The following is a 13,046-nucleotide window of genomic DNA, read 5'->3' as shown; positions in this document are numbered from 1 at the left end:
ATATTGCGTATATTAGTTGAAATCGCTTATCAAGGTAACCAATTTTTAGGTTTTCAAATTCAGCAACAAGGACGAACTGTTCAACAACAATTTGAAAAGATTCTTAAACGAATGCATAAACATCATGTACGAATTCATCCTTCAAGCCGAACAGATAGGGGTGTGCATGCGTATCAGCAATTCTTTCATTTTGATACCGAATTGAATATTGATAACAAACAATGGCAATATGCGATGAATCGAGCTTTACCAGATGATATTTACGTTAAAAATGTACGAAATGTCGACGAGTATTTTCATTGTCGTTATGACTGCGTAGGCAAACGCTATCGTTACAAAGTTTATCAAGGTAATCATCGAAATCCTTTTAAGAGTGGTACCGAAACGTTTGTTTATGAAACATTAGACTATGATAAAATGAACAAAGCTGCTCAAGAATTTATAGGTACACATGATTTTACCGGTTTTTGTTCACAGAAAACAGAAGTTGAAAGCAAAGTAAGAACACTCTATCAGAGTGAAATTGTTGCTACTAAAGAGGGATTTGATTACGTCGTAACAGGTTCTGGATTTCTTTATAATATGGTCCGTGTATTGGTAGCTTTCTTAATTGAAGTAGGAAAAGGAAAGCGTGAACCTAATGACGTCCCTAAGCTCTTAGAGGACAGAAATAGAAATAATGTGCCTCTTACAGCTCCACCTGACGGATTATATTTAGAAAAGATTTATTTAAGCCCAGAAGAATTGATACAAGAATATGGGGAAGATATAAAAATACACTACAAAAAATCGTTGGAAAAACACTAATTGTCATTGACAAAAGTACTGTGAAATTATATGATTATTAACGGTATTGTTTTATATCACCCCACGATAAGCCCCGGAAACTTATTGTGTTACAAGATATATAAGCAAAGCAGAACAACAGTTAATGAAATAAATGAAATCTTACGCTTTTAAATCGTAACAATAATGATAGTTGTTAGTGCAATAAACATAGGTTCGAATGTGATTTATTCGCACTGCAATAATGAACGAAGCATTTATTTTTAGGAGGACAATTATTATGCGTCAAACATTTATGGCAAATGAATCAAACATTGAGCGCAAATGGTATGTTATTGATGCTGAAGGCCAAACATTAGGTCGTTTATCATCAGAAGTAGCTGCTATATTACGCGGTAAAAATAAAGTAACTTATACACCACACGTTGATACTGGTGATTATGTAATTATCATTAATGCATCTAAAATTGAATTTACTGGTAACAAAGAACAAGATAAAATGTACCACCGTCATTCAAATCACCCAGGTGGTTTAAAATCAATCTCTGCTGGTGAATTAAAAAGAACAAATCCTGAACGTTTATTAGAAACTTCAATTAAAGGTATGTTACCAAGTACACGCTTAGGTGAAAAACAAGGTAAAAAATTATTTGTATATGGTGGCGCTGAACATCCACACGCTGCACAACAACCAGAAAACTACGAGTTACGTGGTTAATTAGAAGGAGGAAATTACATTGGCACAAGTTGAATATAAAGGCACAGGCCGTCGTAAAAACTCAGTAGCACGTGTACGTTTAGTACCTGGCGAAGGTAACATTACTGTTAACGAACGTGATGTACGTGACTACTTACCATTCGAATCATTAATTTTAGACTTAAATCAACCATTTGATGTTACTGAAACTAAAGGTAACTATGATGTTTTAGTTAACGTACATGGTGGTGGATTTACTGGACAAGCTCAAGCAATCCGACATGGAATTGCACGTGCTTTATTAGAAGCAGATCCTGAATACAGAGGTTCTTTAAAACGCGCTGGATTACTTACTCGTGATCCACGTATGAAAGAACGTAAAAAACCAGGTCTTAAAAAAGCACGTCGTTCTCCACAATTCTCAAAACGTTAATTTTTGGCGAACAACATTTACACTTCCCATTTATTGGGAAGTGTTTTTTTATAATTAAAGACTGGGACAATTAAATGTCCCAGTCTTTATTGTTGCGTAGGATTTAGATTATTCAATTAAAAAGCACACCATATTCAAGCTTTTTCAATACTATGCTATGCACTAAAATAAGGAAGTGTCATCAAGAAATTCTACCGACTTGACGTGTTTGATTTTGGTGCATGAGTAGTGGATTTTGAACTTAATTTGACTTCTATGTTACTTAACTATTACTATTTCTTCTATAACACTAGTCATGTCATCGTGTATAACTAGGCTAGCTGTATGATCATATGGAGTTGCATCTCTATTGATGATAACTAAGTTGTCACCTTTAAATTCTGATACAAAACCAGCAGCAGGCTGTACAACAAGTGATGAACCTAATACGATGAGTGTATCTGCATGTTGAATTTTATCTAATGCCTTGAATACTGTTTTTTGATTTAACATTTCGCCGTATAAAACAATATCAGGTCTGATGACGTTACCACATTTTTCACAATATTTGAGATGATGTGTCATGACATATGATTTTGAGTATTCCTCATAACAGTTAATACAATAAAAGCGATTAAGTGAGCCGTGTAGCTCATCAATATTGTGACTTCCTGCATCTTCATGTAAACCATCTATATTTTGAGTGATGACGCCAAGTGATTTTTGTTGATTTTCCAGTTGTGCTATCCATTGATGAACAATATTAGGTTTTTTATCAGCAATTAAAAGTCTTTCATGATAAAAGTTTATAAAACTTTCTTTATTATCATGTAAATGATCGATGCTAAGCAAATACTCTGGAGACTGTCCATCCTTTGATATTTCATCATACAAGCCACCCATTGAGCGAAAATCTGGAATTCCGCTTGCAACTGAAACACCAGCTCCTGTAAAGAAAACAATTTGATTAGAGTTGTTTACGATATCTTTTAACTGTTGAATATCTGTTTTTTTCATTTGTTTTCACCTCATTATCATAGATATTATGTAAGTATTCATTTATTATCAACTGCAATATAATTTAATATTAAAGAATTCATGTTATGATTTAAAGTAATGATAGAAGGTATTTCTAACTTTTTAATGAAAATCGGTAGTATTTTTGAAAAATCAAAATAATTATAAAAAAAAATGTGATATTTAAAATATACAATATCGATTTTAAATTTGTATGATAGTAAATGATAAACTTCTAAAATAATGAAACTGTTTCAATATTATGATATATAGTAATTATAGGAAGTGAATAAATAAATGAACAAATATGATAGATTAGATGAAATCACAAAATTAGTAAATAAAAGAGGTTCTGTAAGAACAAACGAAATTGTCGAAGATCTAAATGTTTCAGATATGACTGTGCGCCGTGATCTTGCTGAGCTCGAAGAAAAAGGTGTTCTCACTAAAATACATGGTGGCGCTCGTAGTAATTCAGCTTTCCAATATAAAGAAATGTCGCATCAAGAAAAACATACACGTTTTATTGAAGAAAAACGATTTATAGCAAAGAATGCAGTAGATTTAATTGAAGATGGAGATACTATTTTCTTAGGTCCTGGTACTACGGTTCAAAAATTAGCTGAAGAAATAAATCATTATTCATTAACGATTATTACTAATTGTTTACCAGTATTTAATATATTAATGAAAAAACAAACGTTACATTTCAGAGTCTATTTATTAGGTGGAGAAATGCGTGATTTAACTGAAGCATTTGTAGGTGAGATGACAAATCAATTATTAAGTCAACTAAGATTTAGTAAAATGTTTTTTAGTAGTAATGGTGTTAAAGATGGTCTAGCTATGACATCCTCAATAGAAGAGGCTTATACGCAACAAATTGCACTTAGCCATTCGTTGGAAAAATATTTACTGATTGACTCTTCAAAAATTGGTAAGGATGATTTTTCATCATTTTGTGAGCTTCGTGAACTCAATGCAGTTTTAACAGATAATAATGACATGGAAAAGAAAGAAAAAATAGAATCATATGTTGAGGTTATTAGTTAATGTCGTTAACATATTGCCTTTAAAGTGATCATAATGATTATGTCAATTAAACATTATTATAAAGTAATAAAATCAAGTGATAAGAATTGTAAAATTAAATATCTAGTTTAAGTAAAAACAGCAATAAATTTTTAAAATTTATTGCTTTTTTTTGTTTAAACAAACATTTTACATGGAGAAAAACAACAATTTCTTTTTAAATCAACATGTATCAAACAAAATTACGTGACAATTGTTTGATATGTGTTGATTATTTGTTTGAATATGTTTATAATTTAGGTGTAAAGATTTGAAAGCGCTTTTTCAAAAATACATGTGTTTAAACACCTTAATTCAAAAAAGGAGACTTATTATGACGATTATTATTGGTTCAGATGTAGATGGCAAACGCTTAAAAGAATTAATTAAAGCTTATTTGGAAGACAACGATTATGATGTTTTAGATGTCACAGAAGGAAAAGATTTAGACTTTGTTGATTCTACAGTCTCTGTAGCTAAAGAAGTTCAAAAGTCCGACGACAATCTAGGTATTGCTATAGATGCCTATGGTGCAGGTAGTTTTATTGTTGCAACTAAAATTAAGGGAATGATTGCGGCTGAGGTTTCAGATGAGCGTTCAGCTTACATGACACGTAGTCATAATAATGCACGCATGATTACTATGGGAGCCGAAATTGTTGGAGATACGCTTGCTAAAAATGTCGCAAAAGAATTTGTCAATGGTCATTACGATGGTGGACGTCATCAAATCCGCGTAGATATGTTAAATAAAATGTGTTAATAGGAGGAATAAAAATGAAAATTGCAATAGGTTGCGATCATATTGTTACTGATACAAAAATGGAAGTTTCACAACACTTAAAATCACAGGGACACGAAGTGATAGATGTTGGAACTTATGATTTTACACGTACACATTATCCGATTTATGGAAAAAAGGTAGGAGAAAAAGTTGCGAGTGGTGAAGCAGATTTAGGTGTATGTATTTGTGGCACTGGTGTAGGAATTAGTAACGCTGCAAACAAAGTACCTGGTGTTAGAACTGCTTTAGTTAGAGATATGACATCAGCGCTTTATTCTAAAGAAGAGTTAAATGCAAATGTTGTAAGTTTTGGCGGTAAGGTAGCAGGTGAATTATTTATTTTCGACATCGTTGATGCATTCATTGAGGCAGAGTACAAACCTACTGAGGAAAATAAAAAATTAATTGCTAAAATCAATCATTTAGAAGCACATAACAATGACCAAACTGATCCACATTTCTTCGATGAGTTCTTAGAAAAATGGAATAAAGGTGAATATCACGATTAAGGATGATGTCCAATGATTTTAACATTAACTTTAAATCCCTCAGTTGATATATCTTATCCTTTAAATCAGTTTAATTTAGATACTGTTAATAGGGTATCTCAAACAAGCAAAACAGCAGGCGGTAAAGGATTAAATGTTACTAGAGTATTGTCTGAATTTGGTGAAGACGTAATAGCAAGTGGTTTTTTAGGTGGAGCATTAGGTCAATATATTGAAGAACAAATAGAAACTACTCGTATTAAACAAGCATTTTTCAAAATCAAAGGCGAAACACGAAATTGTATTGCGATACTGCATGAGGGACAACAAACTGAGATCCTTGAAAAGGGTCCCACGATTGAACTTAAGGAATCAGAGGAATTCAAGTCACATCTATTAAAACTTTTCAAAGAAACTGATGTGGCTGTTATGTCTGGTAGTCTGCCCAAAGGACTTAATACTGATTATTATACGGATATTGTGAGATTAGCAAAAGAACAAGGAATTTTGACCATTTTAGATAGCTCTGGTCAATCACTTGAGGAAGTTCTTATTAGTAATGTGAAACCTACAGTAATTAAACCTAATATATATGAATTATCACAGCTTTTAAAATACAAAGTAATAAGTGATATTAAAGAATTGAAAACGGCAGTAAGTCAGCCAATATTTAATGATATTGAATGGATTATTGTTTCATTGGGCAGTGAAGGTGCTTTTGCAAAACATAATCATAAATTTTACAAGGTGAATATCCCCAACATTAAAGTAGTTAATCCTGTTGGATCAGGAGATTCCACCGTAGCAGGTATTGCTTCTGCACTCATTCATCAACAAACCGATGAAGAGTTATTAAAAAAAGCAAATGCATTCGGAATGCTAAATGCAATGGAACAACAAACAGGTCATATTAATACAGATAAATTTGACGAAATATTCAAACAAATAGAAGTTATAGAGGTGTAATTTATGACAAAATCACAACAAAAAGTGTCATCAATTGAGAAATTAAGTAATCAAGAAGGTATTATTTCAGCTTTAGCATTTGATCAACGTGGTGCATTAAAAAGAATGATGGCAGAACATCAATCTGAAACACCAACAGTAGAGCAAATAGAACAATTAAAAGTACTTGTTTCCGAAGAATTAACTCAATATGCGTCTTCAATTTTATTGGATCCAGAATATGGTTTACCAGCATCGGATGCTCGAAATAATGACTGCGGACTATTACTTGCATACGAAAAAACTGGATATGATGTGAATGCGAAAGGTCGCTTGCCAGATTGCTTGGTAGAATGGTCTGCGAAACGTTTGAAAGAGCAAGGGGCCAATGCAGTTAAATTTTTACTTTATTATGATGTAGATGACACAGAAGAAATTAATATACAAAAGAAAGCATATATTGAAAGAATTGGTTCAGAATGTGTTGCCGAAGATATTCCTTTCTTCTTGGAAGTTTTAACATATGACGACAATATTCCTGACAATAAAAGTGCAGAATTCGCTAAAGTCAAGCCACATAAAGTTAATGAAGCAATGAAGTTATTCTCTGAAGATCGTTTTAATGTGGATGTACTTAAAGTAGAAGTACCTGTGAATATGAATTTTGTGGAAGGATTTTCAGAAGGAGAAGTTGTCTATACTAAAGAAGAAGCTGCACAACATTTCCGTGATCAAGATGAAGCTACTCACTTACCATATATTTATTTAAGTGCAGGTGTATCAGCGGAATTGTTCCAAGATACATTAAAATTTGCGCATGATTCTGGTGCGCAATTCAATGGTGTTTTATGTGGACGTGCCACATGGTCAGGAGCAGTTAAGGTATACATTGAAGAAGGAGAGCAAGCTGCTAGAGAATGGTTGCGTACGGTAGGATTTAAAAATATTGATGATTTGAATACAGTATTGAAAACAACAGCTACATCATGGAAAAACAAATAATGTAAGGGAGGATATTCAAATGAATAGAGATGAGGTACAATTACTCGGATTTGAAATTGTTGCCTATGCTGGGGATGCACGTTCAAAATTGTTAGAAGCTTTAAATGCTGCTAAAGATAGTGAATTTGATAAAGCAGAACAACTTGTAGAGGAAGCGAATGAATGTATTGCCAATGCACATAAAGCACAAACTAATCTTCTAGCTCAAGAGGCTAAAGGGGAGGATATCGCATATAGTATCACTATGATTCATGGTCAAGACCATTTAATGACAACATTACTTTTAAAGGACTTAATGAAGCATTTAATTGAATTATACAAAAAAGGGAGCTGACCCCTATGAATAAATTAATAGCATGGATAGAAAAAGGAAAGCCTTTCTTTGAAAAAATATCACGAAATATCTATTTAAGAGCGATTCGTGATGGATTTATTGCTGCTATTCCAATTATCTTATTCTCAAGTATATTTATTTTAATTACCTATGTACCAAATGTGTTTGGTTTTACTTGGAGTAAAACAATGGAAGGTATATTGATGAAACCCTATAACTATACAATGGGAATAGTTGGTTTGCTTGTAGCAGGAACCACAGCTAAATCCTTAACTGATTCTTACAATCGAAAATTAGATAAAACGAATCAAATTAACTTTATTTCGACAATGATGGCAGCTATTTGTGGATTTTTATTCTTAGCTGCTGATCCTGTTAAAGATGGTGGATTTTCTAGTGCATTTATGGGTACAAAAGGTTTATTGACAGCCTTTATTTCCGCGTTTATTACCGTGATTGTTTATAATTTCTTTGTCAAAAGAAATATTACCATTAAAATGCCTAAAGAAGTCCCACCAAATATATCTCAAGTATTTAAAGATATTTTCCCTTTATCAGCAGTTATTTTAATTTTGTATGCTTTAGATTTACTTTCTAGAGCAATAGTTCACACGAATGTAGCAAATGCAGTACTAAAAGTATTTGAGCCACTATTTACTGCGGCAGATGGTTGGATTGGGGTTACACTCATATTCGGTGCGTTTGCGTTCTTCTGGTTTGTAGGTATTCATGGACCTTCTATTGTTGAACCAGCGATTGCAGCAATTACTTATGCGAACCTTGAAACAAATTTACATTTAATACAAGCTGGAGAACATGCTGATAAAGTGATTACACCGGGTACACAGATGTTCGTAGCAACTATGGGAGGAACCGGTGCAACATTAGTTGTTCCATTTATGTTTATGTGGTTAACAAAATCAAAAAGAAATAAAGCGATAGGTAGAGCATCAGTCGTACCTACATTCTTTGGTGTCAATGAACCCATACTTTTTGGTGCACCACTCGTGCTAAATCCGGTATTCTTTATACCCTTTATTTTTGCACCTATAGTAAACATATGGATTTTTAAATTTTTTGTTGATGTCTTAAACATGAATAGTTTTAGTATCTTTTTACCTTGGACTACTCCTGGTCCACTCGGTATTATTATGGGGACTGGATTTGCATTTTGGTCATTTGTGTTAGCAATATTACTTATTGTTGTTGATGTGATCATTTACTATCCATTCTTAAAAGTATACGATGAACAAGTGCTTGAAGAAGAATTAGGAAATAAAGAAGCAAATAATGAATTAAAAGAAAAAGTATCAGCAAACTTTGATACGAAAAAAGCCGATGCTATTTTAGCAACTGCAGGGGCAAGTGAAGCGGATACTGATGATACATCTTCAGTTGATGAAACAACTTCTACATCCTCTACAGATACTATTAGTGAACAAACAAATGTTTTAGTTTTATGTGCAGGTGGAGGTACAAGTGGTTTACTAGCTAATGCTTTAAATAAAGCTGCTGAAGAGTATGAAGTACCAGTAAAAGCAGCAGCAGGTGGTTATGGTGCACATATGGATATTATGAAAGATTATCAATTAATTATCTTAGCACCACAAGTTGCTTCTAATTATGAAGATATTAAACAAGATACTGATCGCTTAGGAATTAAATTAGCCAAAACTGAAGGCGCTCAATATATCAAGTTAACAAGAGACGGTGAGGCGGCTTTAGAATTTGTAAAACAACAATTTAACAATTAAAAAGGAGTTTTATATATGACTAAGAAATTACCTGATGACTTTATTTTTGGTGGAGCAACCGCTGCATATCAAGCAGAAGGAGCTACTCAGACTGATGGTAAAGGGCGTGTCGCTTGGGACACGTATTTAGAGGAGAATTATTGGTACACAGCTGAACCAGCAAGTGATTTTTATAACAGATATCCTGTTGACTTGGAATTAAGTGAACGCTTTGGTGTAAATGGTATACGTATCTCAATTGCTTGGTCTCGTATTTTTCCTAAAGGTTACGGTGAAGTGAATCAAAAAGGTGTCGAGTATTATCATAACCTTTTCAAAGAATGTCATAAGCGTCATGTCGAGCCTTTTGTAACATTACATCACTTTGACACACCAGAAGTACTTCACAAAGATGGAGATTTCTTAAATCGTAAAACTATAGATTATTTTGTAGATTATGCTGAATTTTGTTTCAAAGAATTTCCAGAAGTTAAGTATTGGACAACATTCAATGAAATTGGGCCAATTGGTGATGGTCAATATTTAGTTGGTAAATTCCCTCCAGGTATCAAATATGACTTTGAAAAAGTATTCCAATCTCATCATAATATGATGGTTGCACACGCACGTGCTGTTAAACTTTTTAAAGATAAAAATTATAAGGGAGAAATAGGTGTTGTCCATGCATTACCTACAAAATATCCATATGATCCATCTAATCCTGAAGATGTGAGAGCAGCCGAACTTGAAGATATTATTCATAATAAATTTATTTTAGATGCAACATACCTTGGTAAGTACTCACGTGAAACGATGGAAGGAGTACAACACATCCTATCTGTGAATGGTGGCCAATTAGAGATTTCTGATGAAGACTACAAAATTTTAGATGAAGCTAAGGATTTAAACGATTTCTTAGGTATTAATTATTATATGAGTGACTGGATGCGTGGTTATGAAGGTGAATCTGAAATAACACATAATGCTACTGGTGATAAAGGTGGCTCTAAGTATCAACTTAAAGGTGTAGGACAACGTGAATTTGATGTTGATGTTCCTAGAACCGATTGGGATTGGATGATTTATCCACAAGGTTTATATGACCAAATTATGCGTGTAGTAAAAGATTATCCAAATTATCATAAGATTTATATTACTGAAAATGGATTAGGATATAAAGATGTATTCGATGAAAAAGAAAAAACAGTACATGACGATGCACGAATTGACTATATTAAACAGCATCTAAATGTGATAGCAGATGCGATTGCAGACGGTGCCAATGTTAAAGGATACTTCTTATGGTCTCTAATGGATGTATTTTCATGGTCAAATGGTTATGAAAAAAGATACGGTTTATTCTATGTTGATTTTGAAACACAAGAAAGATTCCCTAAAAAAAGTGCATATTGGTACAAAGAACTTGCAGAGAGTAAAGAAATTAAATAAAAGCTAAATATTAACTAGAAAAAAGACAGTTGACTAAGAGCACTTATTAAAGTATTTAAAACAAAAACGATTATTTCCAATGAAAATGATTTGGAAATAATCGTTTTTTTACGTATATTCTTTTTCAAGTAAAGTAGTTTAAAATAGAGTTATGTCTCATTGTGATATACCTTATCGAACTAAGATTATTTTAAAGTAATCCCATAAATCAAATAAATTTTTACTAGTAATAGTATAATTAATAAATAAACATGAAGAGGGCTAATGATGAAGTCAAAATTCACAATTCTATTATTTACAATCTTATCTACGACAGTATTAGTTTTATTTATTATTTATAACAAAACTCAATCTCAATCATACATTTCGACTCAATATTCTAATAATAAATTAAAAACAACGGCAACACTTTTTTTACATGGTTATGGTGGTAGCGAACGTTCAGAAACGTTTATGGTCAAACAAGCATTAAATAAAAATGTAACCAATGAAGTGATAACCGCTAGAGTAAGTCGTGAAGGAAAAGTATATTTTGATAAAAAATTAAGTAAAGATGCAGCTAACCCTATTGTCAAAGTAGAATTTAAAGATAATAAAAATGGAAATTTTAAAGAAAATGCTTTTTGGATTAAAGAAGTTCTATCACAACTAAAAAGTCAATTTGGAATTCAACAATTTAATTTTGTAGGACATTCAATGGGGAACATGTCATTTGCTTTTTACATGAAAAATTATGGAGACGATCTGCATTTGCCACAACTAAAAAAAGAAGTTAATATAGCGGGAGTTTATAACGGGGTTTTGAATATGAATGAGGAAGTGAATGAAATTATCGTAGATAAACAGGGAAAACCAAGTAGAATGAATCCCGCATATCGACAATTGTTATCATTGCATAAGATTTATAGTGGTAAGGAAATAAAAGTTTTAAATATCTACGGAGATTTACAAGATGGCTCACATTCAGATGGACGTGTGTCAAATAGCTCTTCTCAATCGCTTCAATATTTACTAAGAGGTAGCGCTAAGTCTTATCAAGAAATGAAATTTAAAGGTGCAAAGGCACAACATAGTCAATTACATGAGAATAAAGATGTTGCAAATAAAATCATACAATTCTTATGGGGAACTTAAAAGTAGTAAACAAAACGCACGATTGAATGATAACTTGACTTTCAAGTGAATCAATCGTGCGTCTTTTAGTAATAGTCTAAAATTCATCGCGTGAACAAGATGGAATCAATTCATTCGCAATTAACTCAATTAATTCCATTCTAGCGTCTTCACCAAATACATGAGGTAAGATGAGGATTTCATCCACTTTAAATTGTTGATGAAGTAAGGTAAGTTGTTCCGCAACATCATTTGGCATTCCGTATATGATTTTTGATTTCATCTTTTCAAGCTTTTCTAATTCTCGTTGACTATAATGCTTGCTCTGCGCTGTTTCAATCGATGGATAGCTCTTAGGTTGATTTAAATAGTTAATACGCATCAACCAAAGTTGAAGCGCATGTAGCAATTGTTTAACTCTAGACAAATTAGGAGCTGTTACTACAAAAGTTGCTAAAATAACATATGGTTTTGCATTATTAATTTCACCATGATAAGCTTTGAAATATTTTCGATAAGTGCTTATAGCTTCATGAAGGTCAGTCTCAGATTGTCCCATTCGTGCAATAACAAAAGGTAGTCCCCGCTGAGCGGCTAATTTTGCGCTTCTATTACTCATACCTAAAATATATAGCTGAGGAAATGAAGTAACCATAGGTGTGGCTAATAATGATTTGAAACGATGGTCTTGAGATGTATCGTTATTAAAGTATTTAAGCAAATCAGTAATCTGAGTATTGAATGGTAATTTTTTATTTTTGTTTTCATTTAATGCTTCATTAACATTTTTAAAGCTTGGCGAACGCCCGATAGCCATATCGATACGTTGGGGGTGTCTTGCTTCCATAATTTTAAATTGTTCAGCTACTTTATAAGGACTATAATGTGGTAACATCACACCTCCACTACCAACTCTGATGTGTTGTGTGTGTTCTAAAATTGACATCATTATTATTTCGGGTGCGCTCGAAACAACAGAATATACTTGATGATGTTCTGCAACCCAGTATCGTAAGTACCCAAGTTTCTCAGCGTGTTGGGCTAATTCAATACTATGCTTTAGGGCGTCATTTGGGCTACGCCCTTCGAACAACGGGACATAATCAAGTAAACTTAATTTCATGAACACACATCTCCTATTCATTTATATTCACGATACTATAAATACTATTATACAAATGATATGTAATGATTGCGATCGAATTGTTTAGGGAA

14 protein-coding genes are annotated in these 13,046 nt (G+C 32.7%); 12 read left to right on the top strand and 2 right to left on the bottom strand.

The window, feature by feature from the left end; all coding sequences use genetic code 11:
* Window positions 1–3 precede the first annotated feature (3 nt).
* The 3 genes from truA (at window position 4) to rpsI (ending at window position 1,916) form a co-directional block, all read left to right on the top strand.
* Window positions 4–807, top strand: coding sequence for a tRNA pseudouridine(38-40) synthase TruA (gene truA, locus HMPREF3058_RS03750; RefSeq protein ID WP_002499310.1), 804 nt, complete (start codon window positions 4–6; stop codon window positions 805–807).
* 259 nt (window positions 808–1,066) lie between these two features.
* Window positions 1,067–1,504, top strand: coding sequence for a 50S ribosomal protein L13 (gene rplM, locus HMPREF3058_RS03745; RefSeq protein WP_001829751.1), 438 nt, complete (start codon window positions 1,067–1,069; stop codon window positions 1,502–1,504).
* Between the two features lie 19 nt (window positions 1,505–1,523).
* Entirely contained in the window at window positions 1,524–1,916 is a 393-nt protein-coding gene (gene rpsI / locus HMPREF3058_RS03740; RefSeq protein ID WP_001829714.1) for a 30S ribosomal protein S9, read from the top strand.
* 258 nt (window positions 1,917–2,174) lie between these two features.
* On the opposite strand, the gene HMPREF3058_RS03735 is transcribed toward rpsI, so the two are convergent.
* Complete coding sequence (locus HMPREF3058_RS03735; protein ID WP_002491556.1) at window positions 2,175–2,912, bottom strand: NAD-dependent protein deacylase; 738 nt, start codon at window positions 2,910–2,912, stop codon at window positions 2,175–2,177.
* A gap of 297 nt (window positions 2,913–3,209) precedes the next feature.
* Between HMPREF3058_RS03735 and HMPREF3058_RS03730 the strand changes: the two genes are divergently transcribed.
* The 9 genes from HMPREF3058_RS03730 (at window position 3,210) to HMPREF3058_RS03690 (ending at window position 11,852) form a co-directional block, all read left to right on the top strand.
* Entirely contained in the window at window positions 3,210–3,965 is a 756-nt protein-coding gene (locus HMPREF3058_RS03730; RefSeq protein WP_002457937.1) for a DeoR/GlpR family DNA-binding transcription regulator, read from the top strand.
* Window positions 3,966–4,317: 352 nt separating this feature from the next.
* Entirely contained in the window at window positions 4,318–4,746 is a 429-nt protein-coding gene (gene lacA, locus HMPREF3058_RS03725; RefSeq protein ID WP_002447342.1) for a galactose-6-phosphate isomerase subunit LacA, read from the top strand.
* A 14-nt stretch (window positions 4,747–4,760) separates the two neighbouring features.
* The gene (lacB, locus tag HMPREF3058_RS03720) at window positions 4,761–5,276 is read left to right on the top strand and encodes a galactose-6-phosphate isomerase subunit LacB (RefSeq protein WP_002457936.1); all 516 of its coding nucleotides are present in this window, start codon (window positions 4,761–4,763) and stop codon (window positions 5,274–5,276) included.
* 12 nt (window positions 5,277–5,288) lie between these two features.
* Window positions 5,289–6,221 carry a tagatose-6-phosphate kinase gene (locus tag HMPREF3058_RS03715; RefSeq protein ID WP_002491566.1) on the top strand — a complete coding sequence of 311 codons (933 nt, stop codon included), beginning with the start codon at window positions 5,289–5,291 and terminating at the stop codon, window positions 6,219–6,221.
* A 3-nt stretch (window positions 6,222–6,224) separates the two neighbouring features.
* Window positions 6,225–7,202: a tagatose-bisphosphate aldolase gene (lacD, locus tag HMPREF3058_RS03710; RefSeq protein ID WP_002447345.1), complete on the top strand. Its 978-nt coding sequence runs from the start codon at window positions 6,225–6,227 to the stop codon at window positions 7,200–7,202.
* 19 nt (window positions 7,203–7,221) lie between these two features.
* Window positions 7,222–7,536, top strand: a complete 315-nt coding sequence (locus HMPREF3058_RS03705) for a PTS lactose/cellobiose transporter subunit IIA (protein WP_001829758.1) — start codon at window positions 7,222–7,224, stop codon at window positions 7,534–7,536.
* Window positions 7,537–7,541: 5 nt separating this feature from the next.
* Window positions 7,542–9,290, top strand: a complete 1,749-nt coding sequence (locus HMPREF3058_RS03700) for a lactose-specific PTS transporter subunit EIIC (RefSeq protein ID WP_002474906.1) — start codon at window positions 7,542–7,544, stop codon at window positions 9,288–9,290.
* Between the two features lie 15 nt (window positions 9,291–9,305).
* Complete coding sequence (lacG, locus tag HMPREF3058_RS03695; RefSeq protein WP_002447347.1) at window positions 9,306–10,718, top strand: 6-phospho-beta-galactosidase; 1,413 nt, start codon at window positions 9,306–9,308, stop codon at window positions 10,716–10,718.
* Window positions 10,719–10,985: 267 nt separating this feature from the next.
* Window positions 10,986–11,852, top strand: a complete 867-nt coding sequence (locus tag HMPREF3058_RS03690) for an alpha/beta hydrolase (RefSeq protein ID WP_002502152.1) — start codon at window positions 10,986–10,988, stop codon at window positions 11,850–11,852.
* A gap of 76 nt (window positions 11,853–11,928) precedes the next feature.
* Here HMPREF3058_RS03690 and HMPREF3058_RS03685 read toward each other — a convergent pair whose 3' ends face one another.
* A complete protein-coding gene (locus tag HMPREF3058_RS03685) occupies window positions 11,929–12,954 on the bottom strand; it encodes an LLM class flavin-dependent oxidoreductase (protein ID WP_002491553.1) in 1,026 nt (341 codons plus the stop codon).
* Window positions 12,955–13,046: the final 92 nt, after the last annotated feature.

The organism is Staphylococcus sp. HMSC068G11, from assembly GCF_001815825.1.
Lineage (GTDB): Bacteria > Bacillota > Bacilli > Staphylococcales > Staphylococcaceae > Staphylococcus > Staphylococcus epidermidis.
The sequence above is the reverse complement of the archived record's forward strand: the minus strand, read 5'-3'. Positions and strand labels throughout refer to the sequence as shown.

Coding starts and splice junctions, on each gene's coding strand:
- HMPREF3058_RS03700 (WP_002474906.1), top strand. CDS start 7,542: ATGAATAAATTAATAGCATGGATAGAAAAAGGAAAGCCTTTCTTTGAA.
- lacA (WP_002447342.1), top strand. CDS start 4,318: ATGACGATTATTATTGGTTCAGATGTAGATGGCAAACGCTTAAAAGAA.
- lacD (WP_002447345.1), top strand. CDS start 6,225: ATGACAAAATCACAACAAAAAGTGTCATCAATTGAGAAATTAAGTAAT.
- HMPREF3058_RS03705 (WP_001829758.1), top strand. CDS start 7,222: ATGAATAGAGATGAGGTACAATTACTCGGATTTGAAATTGTTGCCTAT.
- HMPREF3058_RS03735 (WP_002491556.1), bottom strand. CDS start 2,912: ATGAAAAAAACAGATATTCAACAGTTAAAAGATATCGTAAACAACTCT.
- HMPREF3058_RS03685 (WP_002491553.1), bottom strand. CDS start 12,954: ATGAAATTAAGTTTACTTGATTATGTCCCGTTGTTCGAAGGGCGTAGC.
- HMPREF3058_RS03690 (WP_002502152.1), top strand. CDS start 10,986: ATGAAGTCAAAATTCACAATTCTATTATTTACAATCTTATCTACGACA.
- HMPREF3058_RS03715 (WP_002491566.1), top strand. CDS start 5,289: ATGATTTTAACATTAACTTTAAATCCCTCAGTTGATATATCTTATCCT.
- rplM (WP_001829751.1), top strand. CDS start 1,067: ATGCGTCAAACATTTATGGCAAATGAATCAAACATTGAGCGCAAATGG.
- lacG (WP_002447347.1), top strand. CDS start 9,306: ATGACTAAGAAATTACCTGATGACTTTATTTTTGGTGGAGCAACCGCT.
- HMPREF3058_RS03730 (WP_002457937.1), top strand. CDS start 3,210: ATGAACAAATATGATAGATTAGATGAAATCACAAAATTAGTAAATAAA.
- lacB (WP_002457936.1), top strand. CDS start 4,761: ATGAAAATTGCAATAGGTTGCGATCATATTGTTACTGATACAAAAATG.